Source organism: Umezawaea tangerina, from assembly GCF_003002815.1.
GTDB lineage: Bacteria > Actinomycetota > Actinomycetes > Mycobacteriales > Pseudonocardiaceae > Umezawaea > Umezawaea tangerina.
Window position 1 is genome coordinate 611,230 of record NZ_PVTF01000006.1, and the last position, 20,932, is coordinate 632,161.

Here is a 20,932-nt window from a genome sequence, read left to right on the forward strand (position 1 = left end):
CCACCCAACGCCTGCAGGGGCGTGGAACGGGCCCGACCACCTGGTCGATTCACACTTTTCTCACACTGTGCGCTACAGCCCCATCGCTGACGCTCAAGCAGCCTAAGCAATAAGCTGAACGGGTGAAAGACGGGAACATTCACACCCGTTTTACTCTGTTAAAACAGTTTCTACCTGCGGTTTTGCCCGAGAAAATGACCGTTCCTACTCGCATTCTGGACTTGCCGGTCTATCGACCCCCCTATGCCAGTAGGGGTGGTTTCACACCGTCCCGAAAGGACTGGAAACGTTCCTGCGAAACGGCGGAAATTCGCCGGCCGGATTCGCGGAATGGCGTACCCGGTGCGGTCGGCGGAGTCGTGCGCCACCTGCCGCACCGGGTCCTGCCTACAGCGCCGGGTCCCAGTACAGGAGCCTGCCGAACGGCACCGGTGTGCCCGCGGCCACGATCGCCGCGGACACCTGCGCGGCCGTGGCCGTCGGGTTGAACTGGAGGTAGCGGGCGGCGACACCGGCGACGTGCGGCGCCGACATCGAGGTGCCGCTGAGGGTGTTGACGGCGGTGTCGCTGGTGTTCCACGCCGACACGACGTTCTGGCCCGGCGCGTAGACGTCCACACCCGGCCCGTAGTTGGACGACGACGACCTGGTGTCGGTGATCGTGGACGCCCCGACGGTCAACGCCTCGGCGACGCGCGCGGGCGAGTAGTTCGCGACGTCGGTGTTGCTGCCGCCCGCGGAGACCGTGTAGGTGACACCGCTGAGGATGGAGGTGCGCACGGCGTCGTCCATCGCGACCGAGGCGGAGCCGCCGATGCTCATGTTGGCGACGGCGGGCTTGACCGAGTTGTTGGTCACCCAGCCGACCCCCGCGATGACGCCCGCCGTGGTACCGGAACCGGTGGGGCCCAACACCTTCACGCCCCACGCGGTGGCCTGCTTGGCGATGCCGTAGGTCGTGCCGATCGCGGTGGCGGCGACGTGCGTGCCGTGGCCGTTGAGGTCGTCGGCGACCGGGTCGTTGTCGACGAAGTCCCAACCGTCGCGGGCGCGGCCGCCGAAGTCGACGTGCGTCTTGCGGATGCCGGTGTCGATCACGTACACGTTCACGCCGAGACCGGTGGACGTGTAGCTGTACGCGTGGTCCAGCGGCAGGGCGCGCTGGTCGGTGCGGTCGAGGCCCCACGTCGGGTTGAGCTGGGTCGCGGTGGAGTGCACGACCTGGTTCTGCTCGACGTACTCGACCGACGGGTCGGCCGCCAGGCGCCTGGCCTCCTTCTCCGACATCGAGGCGGTGAAACCGTTGAACGCGCCCGTGAGCACCCGGCCGCCGACGGCCGCGGCGAGCCGGTCGCCGCCGCTCCTGACCTTCACGATGTAGCTGCCGGGGATCGCGGTCGGCGACCCGGCGGCGAGGACGACACCCTCCGCGGCCCGGGCGGGTGCGGCGGCGAGCGCCACCCCGAGGACGGCCACCCCTAAGCACGACAACAGCTTGCGCATGGCGGATTCCCTTCTACGCAGGGCGGTGGCCCCGACGCGGGACGCGTCGGGGCCACCGTGGGGAACAGCGAACTAGGCGGTCGGGGACCGGAACAGCAGGCGGTTCGGGGAACCGGAACCGGGGTTGGTCACCTTGCCGGTGGTCGCCGTCGAGGTGATCGCGGAGGACACCGTGGCGGGCGAGGCGGTCGGGTTGGACTGGAGGTAGCGGGCCGTCACGCCGACCACGTGCGGGGTCGCCATGGAGGTGCCGCTGATGGTGTTCGTCGCGGTGTCGCTGGTGTTCCACGACGAGGTGATGCCCGAACCGGGCGCGAAGACGTCGAGCACCGAGCCGAAGTTCGAGTAGCTGGCGCGGGCGTCGGTGCGCTCGGTGGCGCCGACCGTGATGGCCTGCGTCACGCGGGCCGGGGAGAACGTGCTGGCGTTGGCGTTGCTGTTGCCCGCGGCCACGCCGTAGGTCACACCTGCCGCGATGGAGGAGCGGACCGCGTCGTCCAGCGCGGTGGACGCGCCGCCGCCGAGGCTCATGTTGGCCGTGGCGGGCTTGACGTGGTTGTTGGTCACCCAGTTGATGCCCGCGACGACACCGGCGGTCGTGCCGGAGCCGCCGTTGTCGAGCACGCGCACGGCGACGATCTTGACGCCCTTCGCGACGCCGTACTGGCTGCCGCCGATGGTGCCTGCGACGTGCGTGCCGTGGCCGTTGCCGTCCTGCGCGACGTTGTCGTTGTCCACCGCGTCGTAGCCGTTGACCGCGCGGCCGCCGAACGTCTGGTGGGTGATCCGCACACCGGTGTCGATGACGTAGGCGTTCACGCCCGCGCCGGTCGAGGTGTAGCTGTAGGAGGAGTTGAGCGGGAGGCTGGCCTGGTCGATCCGGTCCAGACCCCACGACGGCGGGTTGGCCTGCGTGGTCTCGACGTGGAAGACCTGGTTCTGCTCGACGTACTCGACCGACGGGTCGGCGGCCAGGCGCTTGGCCTGCTTCTCCGACGCGGTCGCCGCGAAGCCCTTGAACCCGCCCTCGTACGTGCGGTCGATCTTCGCGTCGAACTTCGACGCGAGCGAGTCGACCGACGCCGTGGAGAAGTCCTTCAGCTTCACGATGTAGCTGCCGGGAATCGCCTCGGGCGCCCCCGCTGCCCGGATCGTGCCCTCGGCTGCCTGCGCGGTGCCTGCCAGGGTGATCGTCGCGGCGGCCGCGACCACCACCGCCCCGGCACCCGCCAACCAGCGCACCTGTCGTGTTTCACGCATTCGTCTGTTCCTGTCGTTCGCAGGGACGGCCGACGAAGTGACCCGTGGGCAGCGGAAGACGGGGTACGACGACCGCGTGTCACGCCCGTGATCAGGCGCTCCACGTCTTCCGAGGCTATTGAGGATCCGAGATGTCCGAAATCGACCAGATGCCTCAGTGGTCCTACTCACGTCGTGGGGCAGCAGGGCCACGCCGATCGTCGCATACCTCCGGAGGTACGCCCCCGTGCGTACGTCGGGAATGAACAGGGCCGAAAGTCTCGACAATCGGGTGTTTCATTAACAGTGTCAGCTGCTGGAATGGCGACGGAACATCCCCGAACGGCTGTACCCCCGTCCTGATTTGTCACAGTAGGGTCGCTCCCGCTGTAGTTCCCCCAGAACGGAGTGGGTAATGGTCGGCCATGCCACCGAAACGGCCGAGGAGTTCGCCGAAACACTGCGTGCCGCGATCCGCGCGAAAGGCTTGAGCCTCGACCGCATTCGGCACCGCCTGCAGATGCGCGGAGCACCGATCAGCATCACGGCGCTGAGCTACTGGCAGTCGGGCAGGCGCAGGCCGGAACGACCGGACTCGCTGCTCGCGTTGGGCCACCTCGAAGACGTGCTCGACCTCCCCGAAGGGGCGTTGAGCCAACTCCTCGGACCACCGAGGCCGCGCGGACGCGGCCGGGTCCGTCCCCCGACACCGCAGGTCCAGGGCGCGGGGCGGGACAACGTCCGGCTCGCGCAGCTGCTCGCGGGCGTCGACACCAGTTCCGACACCGGGCTGAGCCGGGTCTCCCAGCAGGACCGGGTCGAGATCGGGGCCGACGGCGGGACCCGCAGACTGCGCTCCCGGCACACCCTGCGGGCCGACCGCAGCGGCGTCGACCGGTGGGTGCTGGTGTACGACACCGACGCCCCCGGCAACCCGCTGCCCTCGGTCGGGATGCTGCGTTCGTGCAGGCTCGGGCGGTTGATAGCGGACCCCACCAGCGGGATCCTGGTCGCCGAGCTGCTGTTCCCGAAGCCGTTGCGGCAGGGCGAGACGCTGGTGCTGGAGTACGAGCTGCTCCAGGACGAGGCGCCCTACCCCGCGCTGGAGACCTCGCACTTCCGCCGCTTCCGGCTGCCCGTCCGGGAGTACTCGCTGGAGGTCCGCTTCGACTCCCGGTGCCTGCCCGCGCGGTGCGAGCGCTTCTCCACGCCCGATCTCGAGCAGGGCACCGAGATCGAGGTGGACGAGTGGGGTTACGCGTTCGCCACATCGCGCGACTTCGGGCCGGGAATTTTCGGCATCAGATGGGAATGGGTTCTTAGCTAAACTAATAGGACCGGGGCAGGTTCAGGGTGTGCTGCGCCACGTAGTTGAGGATCATTTCCCGGCTCACCGGGGCGATTCGGGAAATACGTGACGCGGACAACAGCGAGCCCAGTCCGTACTCGGTGGCGAGACCGTTGCCGCCGTGCACCTGGATGGCCAGGTCGACCGCGGTGGCAACCGCTTCCCCGGCCGCGTACTTCGCCATGTTGGCCGATTCACCGGCCGCCTTGTCCTGCCCCGCGTCGTAGAGCGCGGCGGCTTTCTGGGTCATCACGCGGGCCAGCTCCACCTGGATGGCGCACTGCGCCAGCGGGTGGGCCAGCCCCTGGTGGGAGCCGATGGGCGCCCCCCAGACCGACCTGGTGCGGGCGTACTCCGCCGCCTTGTCCAGGGCCCTGCGGGCCATACCAGTGGCGAACGACGCCGCCATGATGCGCTCCGGGTTGAGCCCGGCGAACAGCTGGGCCAACCCGGCGTCCTCGGAGCCCACCAGGGCGTCCGAGGGCAGGCGGACGTCGTCGAAGAACATGGTGAACTGCTTCTCCGGCGAGACGATGTCCATCTCGATGGGCCGGTAGGTCAGGCCCGCGACGTCCGTGGGCACGATCATCAGCGCCGGGCCGGTCTCGCTGAACGCCACGACCAGCACGGCCTGGACCTCGTCCACGCCGGAGATGTAGTACTTGCCGCCGGACAGGACCCACTCGTCGCCGTCGCGGCGGACCCTCGTGGCGAGCCGGTGCGAGTTCGAGCCCGCGTCCGGCTCGGTGATCGCGAACGCCATCTTGGTGGTGCCCTCGGCGAAGCCGGGCAGCCACCGCTGCTTCTGCGCGTCGGTGCCGAAGCGGGCGATCACCGTGGCGCAGATGGCCGGGGAGACCACCATGAGCAGCATCGGGCTGCCCGCCCGTGCCAACTCTTCACAGACAGCGGCCAGGTCTCCGATGCCGCCGCCACCGCCGCCGTACTCCTCCGGTACCGCCACTCCGAGGTATCCGAGCTTGCCCGCCTCGGCCCACAGCTCGTCGGTCTTCTCCCCCGCGCGGGCCTTGGAGACGAAGTACTCGTGGCCGTAGCGGGAGCCCAGGTCCGCCACGGCCGCGCGCAGCGCCCGGCGCTCGTCGCTCTCGGTGAAGTTGATGCTCATCTCATGCTCCCTGTCCGCTCGACTCCGCGAGCGAGTCGTCGGCCACCACGACCAGCACGTCGCCCGAGTCGACCTGCTGCCCTTGGGTGATCCGCAGCTCGGTGACCGTGCCCGCGGTCGAGGCGAGGACCCGGTGCTCCATCTTCATCGCTTCCAGCACGAGCAGCTCCGCGCCCGCCTCGACCCGTTGCCCCTGCTCGACCGCGACCCGCACGACCGTGCCGGGCATCGGCGCGACCGTCGCGCCGGGCGCCACCTTCGTCTCCGGGGCGGGGAAGCGGGGCACGACCCTGAGCGTCACGGCGCCCAGCGGCGAGTCGACCTCGACGGTGTCGCCGTAGACCGCGACGTGGAAACGTTTCCGCACACCATCGAGTTCGAGCGTCACCACGTCTTCGTTCGCGTCCACAACTGTCAACGGGAGGTTCGTGACCACGCCGTCGCGGGTGTGCCGGTACTCGACGTCGACACCCTCGTAGCTCACCCGCTGCGGCTGCGACGGCAGGTTGCGCCAGCCGCTGGGCAACGCGCCCGTGCGCCGTCGCGCGGCCTGAGCCAGTGCCGCGGCCAACGCGCTCGGCGCTAGGTCGCGCTCCTTGGCCGGCGTGAGGCGGTGCTCGTCGAGGAACCCGGTGTGGGTGTTGCCGTCGACGAACTCCGGGTGCCGCAGGACGTCCACGAGCAGGTCGCGGTTCGTGACCAGGCCGTGGACCCGGCTGGCCGCGAGCGCGGCGGCGAGCTTGCGGGCCGCGCTGGTCCGGTCCGGCGCCCACGCGATCACCTTGGCCAACATGGGGTCGTAGTGCACGCCGACGACCGAGCCGCTCTCGACACCGCTGTCCACGCGGACGTCGCCGGGCACCTCGAACCGGTGCAGCGTGCCGCTTGCGGGCCGCCAGTCCCGCGTCGGGTCCTCGGCGTAGAGGCGGACCTCGATCGCGTGGCCGTTCGGCGTCGGCGGTTCGGCCGGGAGCCGCGCGCCTTCGGCGATGGCGAGCTGCCAGGCCACCAGGTCGACCCCGAAGACCAGCTCGGTGACCGGGTGCTCGACCTGGAGGCGGGTGTTGACCTCGAGGAAGTGGAAGTCGCCGTCGGAGAACAGGAACTCGACGGTGCCGGCGCCGACGTACCCGATCGCCTCCGCGGCGGCCGTGGCGGCGTCGTAGAGCCGTTGGCGCGCCTCGGGACCCACCGCCGGACTCGGGGTCTCCTCCACGATCTTCTGGTGCCGCCGCTGGATCGAGCACTCCCGCTCGCCCAGCACCCACACCGTGCCGTGCGCGTCGGCGAGCACCTGCACCTCGACGTGCCGGGCGCCCTCCAGCAGCGGTTCGCAGAACACCGTGCCGTCGCCGAACGCCGACTCGGCCTCGCGCCGGGCACCCGCGACGGCCTCCGCCAGCTCCTCCTTCGCCCGGACCACCCGCATACCCCGGCCACCGCCGCCCGCGGACGCCTTGACCAGCAACGGGAACACGTCGGCGGTCTCGGGGTCGAGCTCGGCCAGCACCGGCACGCCCGCCGCGGCCATCCGCTTCTTCGCGGCGACCTTCGACCCCATGGCCTCGATGGCCTCCGGGGTCGGCCCGACCCAGGTCAGCCCGGCGGCCAGCACCGCGCGGGCGAAGTCGGCGTTCTCGGAGAGGAACCCGTAACCGGGGTGCACCGCGTCCGCCCCGGCCCTCAGAGCGGCGTCGACCAGCAGGTCGGCGCGCAGGTACGTCTCGGCCGGGGTGGCGCCGGGCAGCCGGACGGCCGCATCGGCCTCCTCGACGTGCGGCGCGTCGGCGTCCGGGTCGGAGTGCACGGCGACCGGCGAGATGCCGAGGTCGCGGCACGTGCGGATGACGCGACGGGCGATCTCGCCGCGGTTCGCGATCAACAAGGTCTGGATCATGGTCACATCCGGAAGACGCCGTAGCCCTCGGCGCCCTTGATCGGTCCACTGTGGACGGCGGACAGGCACAGGCCGAGCACGGTCCGGGTGTCACGGGGGTCGATGACCCCGTCGTCGTACAGCCGACCGGACAGGAACGGAGCCAGCGACTGCTGCTCGATCTGCCCCTCGACCATCTCCCGCATCGCCGCGTCGTGGTCTTCGTTGTAGTCCTGCCCCTTCGCCGCCGCGGCCTGCCGCGCGACGATGGACAGCACCCCGGCGAGCTGCACGGGGCCCATCACGGCGGACTTGGCGTTGGGCCAGGTGAACAGGAACCGCGGGTCGAACGCCCGCCCGCACATCCCGTAGTTGCCCGCCCCGTAGGACGCGCCCAGGTTCACGGTCAGGTGCGGCACCCGGCTGTTCGACACCGCGTTGATCATCATCGCGCCGTGCTTGATGATCCCGCCCTGCTCGTACCGCGCGCCCACCATGTAGCCGGTGGTGTTCTGCAGGAAGAGCAGCGGGGTGTCCGCCGAGTTCGCCAGCTGGATGAACTGCGTCGCCTTCTGCGACTCCTCGCTGAACAGCACCCCGCGCGCGTTCGCCAGGATCCCGACCGGGTACCCGTGCAGGTCGGCCCACCCCGTGACCAGGCTCGTGCCGTAGCCCGGCTTGAACTCGTCGAACCGCGAGCCGTCCACGATCCGCGCGATCACCTCGCGCGGGTCGAACGGGACCCGCGGGTCGGTCGGCACGAGCCCCAGCAGCTCCTCGGCGCCGTAGAGCGGTTCCTCCACGGGTTTCGGCTCCGGTCCGAGCTTGCGCCAGTTCAGCCGCGCCACGATCCGCCTGGTCAGCCGGATCGCGTCCACCTCGTCCTCGGCCACGTAGTCCGCCAGTCCGGACACCGTGCCGTGCATGTGCGCGCCGCCCAGCGCCTCGTCCTCGGCCTCCTCGCCGGTGGCCATCTTGACCAGCGGCGGACCGCCGAGGAACACCTTCGAGCGGTCCTTGACCATGACCACGTGGTCGGACATGCCCGGCACGTACGCCCCGCCCGCGGTCGCGTTGCCGAACACCGCCGTCACCGTCGGGATGCCCGCCGCCGACAACCGCGTCAGGTCCCGGAACGCCCGCCCGCCGGGGATGAAGATCTCGGCCTGGCTCGGCAGGTCCGCACCGCCGGACTCGACCAGGCTCACCACCGGGAGCCGGTTCGCGAACGCGATGTCGTTGGCGCGGAAGGTCTTGCGCAGCGTCCACGGGTTGCTCGCGCCGCCGCGCACCGTCGGGTCGTTGGCCACGACCAGGCACTCGACGCCCTCGACGACACCGATGCCCGTGACCACGCTGGCGCCGACCGGGAAGTCCGTGCCCCACGCCGCCAGCGGTGACAGCTCCAGGAACGGGCTGTCCCGGTCCACCAGCAGCTCGATCCGCTCGCGGGCGAGGAGCTTGCCGCGCTTGTGGTGGCGCTCGGTGTACTTGGGCCCACCACCGGCCAGCGCCTTGGCCTGCTCGCCGTCCAGCTCCGCGATCTTGCCGAGCAGCGCGGACCGGTTGTCGTGGTAGTCCGCCGATCCGGTGTCCAGCACCGAGTGCAGCGTGGTCATGACGTGTACCCCAATCGGCGGGCGGCCAGTTCGGCCATGACTTCGGTGGTGCCGCCGCCGATGCCGAGGATGCGGGCGTCGCGGTAGTGGCGTTCGACCTCGGCGTCGCGCAGGTAGCCGAAGCCGCCGTGCAGCTGCACGGCCTCGTCCACGACGAAGTCGCAGGCGGCGACGGCGGCGTTCTTGGCGAAGCAGACCTGGGCGACGCACTCGCGGCCGTCGGCGATCATCGCGGCGACCTCCCTGGTGTAGGTGCGGGCCAGTTCGGTGCGCTGGGCCATCTCGACGAGCTTGTGGCTGACCAGCTGGCGCTTGACCAGCGGCTTGCCGAAGGTCTCGCGGGTGCGGACGTAGGCGAGCGTGAGGTCGAGGCAGCGCTGGGCGGTGGCGTAGGCCTCGACGGCCATGGTGATGCGCTCGACCTGGAACTGGCGCATGACCAGGGCGAAGCCGCCGTTCTCCGGTCCGACCAGGTTCGCGGCGGGGACGCGGGTGTCCACGAAGGACAGTTCGGCCGTGTCGGAGCAGTGCCAGCCCATCTTCTCCAGCCTGCGCACGACCTCGATCCCCCGGTCGACCACCAGCAGGCTCACGCCCCCGTAGCCGGGGCCGCCCGTCCGGACCGCCGTGGTCACGAAGTCGGCGCGGGCACCGGAGGTGATGAACGTCTTGGTGCCGTTGACGACGTAGTCGTCGCCGTCGCGGACCGCGGTGGTGCGCAGGGCCGCGACGTCCGAGCCGCCGTCGGGCTCGGTGATGGCGAGGGCCCCGATCAGGTCGCCGGCGAGGGTCGGGCGGACGAACCGGTCGACCAGGCCGGGGTCGCCCGCGTCCACGATGTGCGGGAGGGCGATGCCGTGCGTGAACAGCCCCGCGACCAGACCGGACGAGCCGCCCGCCTGGATGATCTCCTCGGTCATCACGACGCTGTCGAGGAGGTCGCCGCCGCTGCCGCCGACCTCCTCGGCGAAACCGATGCCCAGCAGGCCGACCTTCGCCGCGGCGCGGTGCAGGTCGCGCGGCAGTTCGCCTGCCCGTTCCCAGTCGTCCAGGTGCGGCACGACCTCGCGTTCGGTGAACTTGCGGACCGTGGCCCGCAGCTCCTTGCGTTCTGGGGTGGCGAAGAGGTCGGCCGTGATGCCCGAGGACTCGCTTGCGGGATCGAGCGTGCTCACAGCAACGCCTCCGGGATGTCGACGTGCCGGGAACGCAGCCACTCGCCGAGCGCCTTGGCCTGGGGGTCGAAGCGGGTCGACGAGGCCACGCCGTCGCCGAGCAACCCGTGCAGGACGAAGTTGAGGGCGCGGAGGTTGGGGAGCTCGTAGCGGACGACCTCGCCCGCCTCGGGCAGGAGCTCCTTGAGGCGGGCGACGGTCAGCTCGCCGACCAGCCACGCGTAGGCCTCGTCGGTGCGGACCCAGACGCCGAGGTTGGCGTCGCCGCCCTTGTCGCCCGAGCGGGCTCCCGCGATGGTGCCGAGGGGGACCTTCATACCGCTACCACCTTCCCGTCGGGCAGGGTCGCCTGGTGCGCGACGCGGTCGCGGGGCACGTACGCGGCGCGGTAGACGCCGAACGGGGTGCCGTCCGACGGGGGCGCGGTGACGTGGAAGCCGGGGTAGGAGCCGAGCGCCAGCTCGATCGCCGTGCGCGAGAAGGCCTTGGCGCGCTTGGGGTCGGGCGTCTTGATGGTCACGTGCAGCAGCGCGCTGGCCGTCTCCTCGGTGTCCGCGTCCGGCTGGTCGGTGCGGGCCAGCGTCCAGGTCAGCCCCTCGGTGCCCAGCGCGCCCTCCAGCTGCCTCCGCACCAGAGCGGCCTTCTCGGGGACGTCCAGTCCACTGAGGACGAACGTGGTCCCGTTGCGGAAGCCGCCGAGGCTGTTGAGGCACACCTTCAGCGTCTCCGGCGGCGGGCTCCCCCGCACTCCCGAGATCCGCACACCGCGGGCGTGCTCCGCCAGCTCGATCGTGTCGAAGTGGCTCACCACGTCCGGTCCGGGGTAGGCCGGGTCGCCGATCTCGTAGAGGAGCTGCGCGGTGACCGTGTCGATCGTGACCGCTCCCCCGGTGCCCTCGTGCTTGGTGATCACCGACGAGCCGTCGGCCTCCACCTCGGCGATCGGGAAGCCCGGCCGGTCGACGTCGAGCGAGGTGAAGAACGAGTAGTTGCCGCCGGTCGCCTGCGTCCCGCACTCCAGCACGTGACCCGCCACCGTCGCGCCCGCCAACGCGTCCCAGTCCTCGCGCGCCCACCCGAAGTGCGCCGCCGCGGGCCCGACCACCAGCGACGCGTCGGTCACCCGCCCGGTCACCACGACGTCCGCCCCGGCCCGCACGCACTCCGCGATCCCCCACGCCCCGAGGTAGGCGTTCGCCGTCAACGCCTCCGGGAAGTCCGCCCGCAGGTCGTCCCCCGTCACCACACCGATCCTCGCCCCGACGCCGAGCTTGTCGATCGCCGCCGCCAACCCCCGCGGGTTGAGGCCGCCCGCGTTCGCCACGACCGTCACCCCGCGCTCGACGGCCAGCCCGAGGCAGTCCTCCATCTGGCGCAGGAACGTCTTCGCGTACCCGAGACCCGCGTCCTTCACCCGGTCGCGCCCGAGGATCAGCATCGTCAGCTCGGCGAGGTAGTCACCGGTGAGCACGTCCAGCTCACCGCCCTCCAGCATCTCCCGCACGGCGCCGAGCCGGTCGCCGTAGAACCCCGACGCGTTCCCGATCCGGATCACGACGCCACCCTCCCGGCGCCGGGAGGGCCCGCGAACGCCTGCGCGATGGGCAGCCACTGCTCGGCGACCGGACCGGTGGCGGTCACCGCGAGGTCGTCGCGGTGTGCTCGCTGGGTGACCAGCAGGCAGAAGTCCAACGCCGGACCGGTGACGCGGTCCGCCGCGTCCTCCGGCCCCCAGACCCACGGCAGACCGTCCGGTCCGACCAGCTCGACCCGCACCGGGTCGGTGGGGACCTCCAGGCCGTTGACCAGGAACGCGAACGGGATCGTGCGGACGCCGATGTGGGCCACGTGGCGCAGCCGCTCCGTCGGTTCGCGGTGCACGCCGAGGGCGTCCGCGACGTCCTGGCCGTGCGCCCACGTCTCCATCAGCCGGGCCGTCGCCATCGACACCGGGCTCATCGGCGGGCCGAACCAGAGGAGCTTCTCGCCCTGCGGCACGGCGGCGAGCGCCTCGGCCAGCTGTTCGCGGCCCGCTCGCCAGTACGCCAACAGGTCCGGTCGGGCCGCGCATTCGGCGGCGCGGTCGTCCACGGTGTGCTCGGTGTAGTCGGACAGCCCGGCGCGGAAGGCATCGGGATCCTTGATGGCGAGCAGGGAAACGTGGTCGGTCCACGCGAGATGTCCGATCTGGTGCGCGACCGTCCAGCCCTCGGCGGGCGTCGGCACCGACCAGTCCTCCAGGCCGGCGACCAGGTCGTCCAGCTCCGCGCTCTCCAGCCGCAGGTCGTCCAGCACGTCGATGATCACCGCTTGCCCTCCTCAAGGGCGGCTTCGAGCATCCCGGCCCAGTGCCGCACTATGCCCGCCCGTCTTCTGTGGTCGTCCGCGAGCTGGTTGGCCAACGCCAGGCCCCGCACCAGGTCCAGGGTGATCTGCACGGCCTCGCGCACCCCCGGTCTCGACTCGTCGGCGCCGAGCAGCTCGACGGCCAGCCGGTGCGTCTCGCGCCCGATCTTCGTCTGCAGCGGCAGCACGATCGTCTTCAGCTCGGCGTCCGTCCGCGCCGCCACCCACAGCTCCAGCGCGGCGCTGAACAGGTCGCTCGCGTAGAAGTCCGCGATCAGGCCGACCACGGCGACCGGGTCGCGGCCGACGCCGACCGCCCGTTCCTTCAGCTCCAGCACGCTCTCGGCACCCAGGTGCTCGACCGCGCCCGCGACCAGCTCGCCGCGCGTGCGGAAGTGGTGCAGCTGCGCGCCGCGCGAGACGCCCGCCCGCTCGGCGACCAGGATCGTGGTGGTGCGCGCCCAGCCGCGCTCGACGAGGCACTCGACCGTGGCCTCCATCAGCTTGCGCCTGGTCTCCCGGCTGCGGTCGGCCTGCCGCTGCCTCACCTCGAGTGCCATACCCCGGATCCTGGCCCGGAACCAACAAACAGTCAAGCCTGATTGTTGTGCGGAAAGTGATCCAGGCCACCGTGGACTGTCCACTGTGGGTGGTGCGGAGGTCCGCAGGACGGCCGGTGGCGGAAGGAGGAGACGACTGACCCGACCGTACGATCTTTGGTGAATTCTCGACGCCACCCCTTTCGCTCAGGGTGATCGACCGCTAACCCTAAGACGCCGTTCCCCCCTGCCCGGTGTCCTACGGAGAACAAATGCGAGCGTTCCGCGTCATCGCCTTACCCCTGTTGGCCGTCCTCTCCCTGCTGGTCGGCACCTACTCCGCCGCCGCGGCCCCCCGCGCGATCACCAAGTACGTGGCGCTGGGCGACTCCTACGCGGTCGGCGTCGGGACCTACGGCTACGACAACCCCGACGACCCCTGCCGTCGCGGCCCGTACGCCTACCCCCGCCTCTGGGCGGCCGCGCACCCGTCCGTGGCGTTCACCGAGGCGTCCTGCTCCGGCGCCAAGACCGCCGACGTGCTCAGCACGCAACTCCCGCTGGTCACCGCGGACACTTCACTGGTCACCATCCAGGTCGGCGGCAACGACGCCGGTTTCGTCGACGTCCTCGTCGGCTGCACGTTCGGCTCCGACTCCGACTGCGTCACCCGCACCCAGGCCGCCAGCGAGGTCGTCCGCACGACGGTCGCGCCCGCGTTGCAGAAGACCTACGCGGCCGTCCGGGCGAACGCCCCGTCGGCCAAGGTCGTCGTCATCGGCTACCCGCGCATCTACAAGCCGGGCGGCACGTGCTTCGGCCAGCTGAGCGCGCCCAAGCAGGCGGCGATCAACGCGTCCGCGGACGTGCTCGCGGGCGTCACCGCGACCCAGGCGGCCGCGGCGGGCTTCACGTTCCTCGACGCGCGAACGACGTTCAACGGTCACGAGATCTGCACTTCCGACTGGTACCTGACCGCACTGGAAATCTTCAAGCTGAACGAGTCGTTCCACCCGAACAAAAAGGGTCACCAGCTCGGCTACTTCGGCCCGCTGAACGCCATTACCGGCTGATCCGCCAGAAAGCGAAACACCCCTTGGGACGGTGCACCCAAGGGGTGTTCGGCGTGCTCGGACAACTACGTGACAACGGTGCTTCCGACATATGAATGGGGAACAAAACACCAGCTCAGCAGGGAAATCACCGTCCGTAGTGTTACGGCGGTGGAATTAACATGTGAGCGAGGTTGCAAGTTTTCAGCCCATCAACGCATTGACCTGACCGGGGGTAACCGCTTAACTCCGAGTAGTCCCTGTCACTCTTTCGAGAATTGCTGGAGTGCAAATGCACGGGTTGCTCCACCGAACCAGCACGGACGATCTGGTGATCGCGCTGAACCCGTTCTCCACGACCTCCCCGAGAATGACGGCGGCCGCGGTGCGGGCGGGGGCGCTCGGCGTGCTGGACCTCGGGACGGGCGACCGGGCCGCGCGGTCGGCGCTGAGCCGCACCGCCCGGTGGACCAACGGCCCGTTCGGCGTGCGGGTCACCGCGGGCTGCGCGCTGACCGCGGCGGACCTGCCCGAGCAGGTGTCCGCGGTGGTCCTCGCCGTCGGCGCGACCGCGCGCCCGGAGGACTTCCCCGGCCTGCGGGTGCTGGTCGAGGTGACCGACCGCGACCAGGCCCACGACGCCGTCCTGCACGGCGCGCACGGCGTGATCGCCCGCGGCCACGAGAGCGGCGGGCGGGTCGGCGACCTGGCCACGTTCGTGCTCCTGCAACAGCTCCTGGCCGACCTGGACGCGCCCGTGTGGGCCGCGGGCGGCATCGGGCCGAACACGGCGGCCGCGGCGGTGGCCGGTGGCGCGGCGGGGGTCGTGCTGGACGTCCAGCTCGCGCTGCTCGCCGAGTCCGAGCTGCCCGCCGACGTGACCGGCGCGATCGCCACGATGGACGGTTCGGAGACGACCGTCGTGCACGGACACCGCGTGCTGCTCCGCAAGGGACCCGGAGCACCCGCGGCACCCGACCCCGACGCGCTGACCGGCCCGCTGGACACCCGCTTCCTGCCCGTGGGCCAGGACGGCTTCCTGGCCGCCGTTTTCCGCGACCGCTGGGGCACCGTCGGCGCGGCCGTCCGCGGCGTGCGCGACGCCGTCACCCGCGCGCTCACCGGTCCCGGCGCCGACGCCCTCGGCCCGGACTCCGCGGGCGCCCGCGCGATGGGCACCGCGCTGCCCGTCGCGCAGGGTCCGATGACCAGGGTCAGCGACCAGCCCGCGTTCGCCGCCGCGGTCGCCGGAGGTGGTGGTCTGCCGTTCATCGCGCTGGCGCTGTCCACCGGTCCGCAGACCCGCGAGGTGCTGACCAGGACTCGCGAGCAGCTCGGCGACACCCCCTGGGGCGTCGGGGTCCTGGGCTTCGCCGCCGAGGACGTGAAGTCCGCCCAGCTCGACGTGATCCGCGAGGTGCGGCCGACGCACGCGATCATCGCGGGTGGGCGTCCGGCGCAGGCGGCGGCGCTCGACGAGGTCGGCGTCACCACGTTCCTGCACGTGCCCTCGCCCGGTCTGCTGCGGCAGTTCCTCGCGGCCGGGGCGCGGCGGTTCGTGTTCGAGGGCGCCGAGTGCGGCGGCCACGTGGGGCCGCGCAACAGCTTCCCGCTGTGGGAGGCGCAGCTGGCCGTGCTCGCCGAGTGGACGGACGCGGGCCACCCGGCCGACGACGTCCACGTGCTGTTCGCGGGCGGCGTCCACGACGAGCGCTCCGCCGCGATGGTGGCGGCGCTGGCGACCCCGCTGACCGAGCGCGGCGGCGCCATCGGCGTGCTGATGGGCACCGCGTACCTGTTCACCGAGGAGGCCGTCGCGGCGGGCGCGGTCCAGCCGCTGTTCCAGCGCCAGGTCGTGGCGGCCGCGAGCACCGCGCTGCTGGAGACCGCGCCCGGTCACGCGACCCGCTGCGTCACCAGCCCGTTCACCGACGAGTACGCGGCCGTGAAGCAGGAGCTGCGCGACCGCGAGGTGCCCGACCGCGAGGCGTGGGAGCGGTTGGAACGGCTCAACGTCGGCAGGCTCCGCGTGGCCAGCAAGGGCATCGAGCGGGTCGGCGACGTGCTGTCCGAAGTGGACGAGGACCGCCAGCTCGGCGAGGGCATGTTCATGGCCGGTGACGTCGCCGTGCTGCGGTCGGAGGTCACGACCATCGCCGCGCTGCACGCCGGTGTCACCACGGGAGCCGCCGCGTTCGCCGCCGGGCGGGCCGCGGAGCTCGGCCTGGTGGAGCAGGAGTCGTCGGCCCCGGCGGTCGCGCCCCTCGACATCGCTGTCATCGGCATGGCCTGCATGTTCCCGCAGGCGCCCGACCTGCCGACGTTCTGGGCGAACGTCCTGTCCGGTGTGGACGCCGTCACCGAGGTGCCCGCGGTCCGCTGGGACCCGGCGGTGTACTACGCGCCCGACGGCAACGGCGACCGCACCCCCTCTCGCTGGGGCGGTTTCCTGCCCGAGATCCCGTTCGACCCGTTGCGGTACGGCATCCCGCCCACGTCGTTGGCGAGCATCGAGCCGGTGCAGCTGCTGGCGCTGGAGGCCGCGTCGCGGGCGCTGGCCGACGCGGGGTACGCGGAACGGCCGTTCGACCGCTCCCGCACGTCGGTGGTGTTCGGCGCCGAGGCGGGCAGCGACCTGTCCAACGCGATGACGCTGCGCACGGTCCTGCCGAGCTACTTCGGCGACGTGCCACCGGGTCTGCGCGACCAGCTGCCGACGCTGACCGAGGACTCGTTCCCCGGTGTGCTCGCCAACGTCATCGCGGGCAGGATCGCGAACCGGCTCGACCTCGGCGGCGCCAACTACACCGTGGACGCGGCCTGCGCGTCCTCGCTGACCGCGGTCGACGTGGCGTGCAAGGAGCTCACCAGCGGCACCAGCGACGTCGTGCTGTGCGGCGGCGCGGACCTGCACAACGGCATCAACGACTACCTGCTCTTCTCCTCGGTGCACGCGCTGTCGCCGACCGGCCGCTGCGCCACGTTCGACAGCTCCGCCGACGGCATCGCGCTCGGCGAGGGCGTGGCGTGCGTGGTGCTCAAGCGGCTGGCCGACGCCGAGCGCGACGGCGACCGGGTGTACGCCGTGATCAAGGGCGTCGGCAGCGCCAGCGACGGCCGGTCGCTCGGCCTCACCGCGCCGCGGCCGGAAGGCCAGCGCAACGCGCTGGAACGGGCCTACCGCAACGCGGGCATCTCCCCCGCCGAGGTCGGCCTGGTCGAGGCGCACGGCACCGGGACCGTGGTGGGCGACCGCACCGAGCTCGCCACCCTGACCGACGTGTTCGTAGAGGCGGGCGCCGCGCCTGCCGGTTGCGCGGTCGGGTCGGTGAAGTCCCAGATCGGGCACACCAAGTGCGCCGCCGGGCTCGCCGGGCTGATCAAGACCGCCCTGGCGCTGCACACCGGCGTCCAGCCGCCGACCCTGCACGTGACCAAGCCGAACTCCGCCTGGGTGGCGGGCACCAGCCCGTTCACCTTCCACGACGGCCCGCGGCCGTGGTCGGCCGAGCCCGCCGACCGGGTCGCCGGGGTGAGCGCGTTCGGGTTCGGCGGCACGAACTTCCACGTGGTGCTGCGCGGGTACGACGGCGCACCGCCGCCCGCGCACGGGCTGGACGAGTGGCCCGCCGAGCTGTTCACCTTCCGCGGCGAGGGTGCCGTGCAGGCCGCCCAACAGCTGCTGGCCCTGGTCGAGGCGGGCGGATGGCGGTTGCGCGACTACGCGTTGAGCGCCGCCAAGCGCGCGGACCTCGGCCGCGGCGAGGTGCGGATCGCGGTCGTCGCGTCCGATGTGGACGACCTGGCCGCCAAGCTGCGCCGGGCGGTCGCGGGTGAGGACAAGCCCGCCGACGGGATCTTCCAGGCCACCGGCGTGACCGGCGAGGTCGCGTTCCTGTTCCCCGGCCAGGGCAGCCAGCGGCCCGGCATGTTCGCCGAGCTGTTCGTGGCGTTCCCCGAGCTCCAGCGGCACGTCCAGGTCGGCGCCCGGTGGGCCGACGTGCTGCACCCGCCGACCGCGTTCGACGCGGCGGAACGGGCAGCGCAGCAGGTCGCGATCACCGACACCAGGGTCGCCCAGCCCGCGCTGGGGATCGTCGGGCTGGCCGCGTTCGACCTGCTCACCGCGGCCGGGGTGCACCCGGACATGCTGGCGGGGCACAGCTACGGCGAGCTCGTCGCGCTGGCCGCGGCGGGCGCGTTGCCCGCGGAGTCCCTGCCCGCGCTGAGCGCGGCGCGGGCTGAGTCGATCCTCGCGGCGACCGGCGACGACCCCGGCGCCATGGCCGCCGTGACCGCGCCCGCCGCGGCGTTCGCGGAGCTGCTGCCCGAGTCCGTCGTGGTCGCGAACCTCAACTCCCCCAGGCAGACCGTCGTCTCCGGACCCACCGCGGACGTCGAGGCCGCCGTGGTGGCGCTGGAGGCGGCCGGGTTCCGGGCGAAGCGGATCAAGGTGGCGTGCGCGTTCCACAGCCCGCTGGTCGCCTCGGCGGGCGCGGCGTTCGCCGCCGCGCTGGAGGACGTGCGGGCACCGGAGGTGCCGGTGTGGTCGAACCGGACCGCCGCGGTGTACCCGGACGACGTCGCCGCCGAGCTGGCCGCGCAGATCGGGTCGCCGGTGCGGTTCGCCGAGCAGGTCGAGGCCATGTACGCCCACGGCGCCCGCGTCTTCGTCGAGGCCGGTCCCGGCTCGGTGCTCTCCGGCCTGGTGTCCGCGACCCTCGGCGACCGTCCACACCGGACCGTCGGGCTGGAGTCCCACGGGCAGCACGGTGTCCGCGGTTTCCTCACCGCGCTCGCCCAGCTCGCCGTGTCCGGTGTCGACCCGCGCACGTCGTGGCTGCACCGCGGCCGCGACTCCGTCGACGCCTCCGTGCCCCGCAAGACCCGCACGGCCGGGTGGACGGTCGACGGCCACCTGGTCCGCACCGCCGCGGGTGCCATCCCCGCGGGCGCGCTGCGCCCCGCCGAACGCGTTCAGGAGATCCCCATGGCTGTGCAAGGCGGCGGCGGTTCCGAGGAGGCGCTGATCGCGGAGTTCCTGCGCGGCAGCCGGGAGATGATCGCCGCCCAGCGCGACGTGCTGCTCAACTACCTCGGCACGGCCGAGCGGGTGCCGGTCCAGCGGGTCGCGTCACCGGCGCGGCCCGTGCTCCAGCCCGTGGTCGTGCAGCCGGTCGTCATCGAGCAGGCCGCGGTCGGGGTGGTCGCGGCGCCGAACGCGATGCAGACCGTGCTGGAGATCATCGCCGAGCGCACCGGCTACCCGATCGACATGATCGAACCGGACCTCGACCTGGAGGCCGACCTCAGCGTCGACTCCATCAAGCGCACCGAGATCGCAGGCGAGCTCGCCGCCCGGCTGGGCGTCACCGCGGACCTGGAGACCCTGTCCCAGGCCCGCACCGCGGCCGCCATCACCGCACTCCTCGGCGCGGGCACGACCGCCGTCGCCGTCGCGGCACCCCCGACCGACGTGCTCCGGACCGTGCTCGACATCATCGCCGAGCGCACCGGCTACCCGACGGACATGATCGAACCGGACCTCGACCTGGAGGCCGACCTCAGCGTCGACTCCATCAAGCGCACCGAGATCGCAGGCGAGCTGGCCCTCCGGCTGGGCGTCGCGGCGGACCTCGAACAGCTGTCGCAGGCCCGCACGGCGGCCGCCATCACCGCGCTGCTGGGTGGCGGCGCACCGCCGGTCGCCGCGGTCGCCGCGCCGGTGGAGAGCGCGGAGGCGGTCGTGATCGCGCCGCACCGGCTCGTGATGACCGAGTTCGCCCTCCCGGCCGCCGTGGCGCCGGAGTCGTTGGCGGGCAAGCGGTTCCTGGTCGTCGGCGAGGGCCACGAGCTGGTGGCGCGGCTGGTCGACCTGGGTGCCGAGGTGACCCGCGACGCGGCCGTGGTGGTCGACGGCGTGTTCCACCTCGACCGGACCGCCGAGCTGCCCGAGGCGTTCCCGCTGTTCCGGTCGCTGCTCGCCACCGCGCCCCGCTGGCTGATCGCGGCCGGTGCGGGCGAGGGACTGCGCGGGTTCATGCGCAGCGCGGCCAGGGAGTACCCGGACAGCGCGGTGAAGGTGCTGGAGAACGCCTCCGTCGACGCCCTGCTGGCCGAGCTGGGCGCCACCGACGGCGAACCGGTCGTGCGGGTCACCGACACCGGCCGGGTCGGGCTGCGGATGGTGGAGACCGACCTCGGGCCGCTGGGCAGCTCCGGAGCAGGCCCGGCGGGCGACGGTGCCGCGGAGGCCGCGGCCATCGGGCTGGACCGCGACTCGGTCGTGCTGCTGGTGGGCGGCGCCAAGGGCATCACCGCCCGGTTCGCCGCGACCCTGGCGGGCGCGAGCCGGTGCGGGCTGGAGCTGTTCGGCCGCACGGCACTGCCGACCGAACCGGAGCCCCCGGCCATCGCGGCGGCGGCCGACCCGGCGGCGCTGCGGACCGCGCTGATCGCGGGCGGCCTGCGGTCGCCCGCCGAGATCGAACGCGAGATCGGCCGCATCGTGGCCGTCCGCGAGGTCCGCGACACCGTCGCCCGGCTCACCGGGCTGGGCAGCCGGGTCCGCTACCACTCGGTGGACATGCGCGACGTGGAGGCGGTGCACCGCGCGGTCAAGGAGATCCACACCGAGCACGGCAGGCTGGACGGCGTCGTGTACGCGGCCGGGGTGATCGAGGACAAGCTGATCTCGGAGAAGTCCGCGGAGTCGTTCGGCCGGGTGTACGGCACCAAGGTCGACGGCGCGAAGACCGTGCTGGAAGCGGTGGCGGGACTGCCGAACGGGCCGCGGTTCGCGGTGTTCTTCGGCAGCATCGCCGCCGTGCTGGGCAACCGCGGCCAGGCCGACTACGCCGCCGCGAACGACGCGCTGGAGTCGTTGGGGCGCGGGCTGGACTTCCGCGGCCTGACCGTCCACTGGGGACCGTGGGCGCCGACCGGCACCAACAACGGCATGGTGACGCCGGAGCTGATGCGGTCCTACGCCAAGCGCGGCATCAAGCTGATCGACCCGGAGGAGGGCGCGCTGTCCCTGCTGCGCGAGCTCGCCTGGGGACCGGACGAGGTCGACTCGGTGGTCTACACCGCGTCGGGCTGGTGACCAC

11 protein-coding genes and 1 pseudogene are annotated in these 20,932 nt (G+C 72.0%); 3 read left to right on the forward strand and 9 right to left on the reverse strand.

The genetic code is table 11. The features are described from left to right. Positions 1 to 387: 387 nt before the first annotated feature. Both CLV43_RS23020 and CLV43_RS23025 read right to left on the reverse strand, forming a co-directional pair. Entirely contained in the window at positions 388 to 1,503 is a 1,116-nt protein-coding gene (locus CLV43_RS23020; RefSeq protein WP_106189291.1) for a S8 family peptidase, read from the reverse strand. A 72-nt stretch (positions 1,504 to 1,575) separates the two neighbouring features. Continuing rightward, positions 1,576 to 2,763, reverse strand: coding sequence for a S8 family peptidase (locus CLV43_RS23025; protein ID WP_106189292.1), 1,188 nt, complete (start codon positions 2,761 to 2,763; stop codon positions 1,576 to 1,578). Between the two features lie 499 nt (positions 2,764 to 3,262). On the opposite strand from CLV43_RS23025, the gene CLV43_RS23030 reads away from it, so the two are divergent. After that, positions 3,263 to 4,069, forward strand: coding sequence for a hypothetical protein (locus CLV43_RS23030; RefSeq protein WP_146174877.1), 807 nt, complete (start codon positions 3,263 to 3,265; stop codon positions 4,067 to 4,069). A gap of 1 nt (position 4,070) precedes the next feature. Here CLV43_RS23030 and CLV43_RS23035 read toward each other — a convergent pair whose 3' ends face one another. From CLV43_RS23035 to CLV43_RS23065, 7 genes and pseudogenes are all read right to left on the reverse strand, one after another. Beyond that, positions 4,071 to 5,210 carry an acyl-CoA dehydrogenase family protein gene (locus CLV43_RS23035; protein ID WP_106189374.1) on the reverse strand — a complete coding sequence of 380 codons (1,140 nt, stop codon included), beginning with the start codon at positions 5,208 to 5,210 and terminating at the stop codon, positions 4,071 to 4,073. Between the two features lie 7 nt (positions 5,211 to 5,217). After that, positions 5,218 to 7,113 (reverse strand): ATP-binding protein, encoded by a 1,896-nt coding sequence (locus tag CLV43_RS23040; RefSeq protein WP_106189294.1) that lies wholly within the window; start codon positions 7,111 to 7,113, stop codon positions 5,218 to 5,220. 2 nt (positions 7,114 to 7,115) lie between these two features. Further along, positions 7,116 to 8,711 carry an acyl-CoA carboxylase subunit beta gene (locus CLV43_RS23045; protein ID WP_106189295.1) on the reverse strand — a complete coding sequence of 532 codons (1,596 nt, stop codon included), beginning with the start codon at positions 8,709 to 8,711 and terminating at the stop codon, positions 7,116 to 7,118. Further along, the gene (locus CLV43_RS23050) at positions 8,708 to 9,886 is read right to left on the reverse strand and encodes an acyl-CoA dehydrogenase family protein (protein WP_425445765.1); all 1,179 of its coding nucleotides are present in this window, start codon (positions 9,884 to 9,886) and stop codon (positions 8,708 to 8,710) included. The genes CLV43_RS23045 and CLV43_RS23050 overlap by 4 nt, the downstream gene beginning before the upstream one ends. Then, positions 9,883 to 11,381 (reverse strand): annotated as a pseudogene (locus tag CLV43_RS23055) (acyclic terpene utilization AtuA family protein). Before CLV43_RS23055 ends, CLV43_RS23050 begins: the two are co-directional and overlap by 4 nt. A 56-nt stretch (positions 11,382 to 11,437) precedes the next feature. Next, positions 11,438 to 12,193: a TIGR03084 family metal-binding protein gene (locus CLV43_RS23060; protein WP_211304481.1), complete on the reverse strand. Its 756-nt coding sequence runs from the start codon at positions 12,191 to 12,193 to the stop codon at positions 11,438 to 11,440. Next, positions 12,190 to 12,792 (reverse strand): TetR/AcrR family transcriptional regulator, encoded by a 603-nt coding sequence (locus CLV43_RS23065; RefSeq protein ID WP_106189296.1) that lies wholly within the window; start codon positions 12,790 to 12,792, stop codon positions 12,190 to 12,192. The genes CLV43_RS23060 and CLV43_RS23065 overlap by 4 nt, the downstream gene beginning before the upstream one ends. 251 nt (positions 12,793 to 13,043) lie before the next feature. Here CLV43_RS23065 and CLV43_RS23070 point away from each other — a divergent pair, with 251 nt between their 5' ends. Then, on the forward strand, positions 13,044 to 13,844 hold the full coding sequence (locus tag CLV43_RS23070) for an SGNH/GDSL hydrolase family protein (RefSeq protein WP_106189297.1): 801 nt from the start codon (positions 13,044 to 13,046) through the stop codon (positions 13,842 to 13,844). Between the two features lie 271 nt (positions 13,845 to 14,115). After that, a complete protein-coding gene (locus CLV43_RS23075; protein WP_106189298.1) occupies positions 14,116 to 20,928 on the forward strand; it encodes a type I polyketide synthase in 6,813 nt (2,270 codons plus the stop codon). The last annotated feature ends 4 nt before the right edge of the window (positions 20,929 to 20,932 follow it).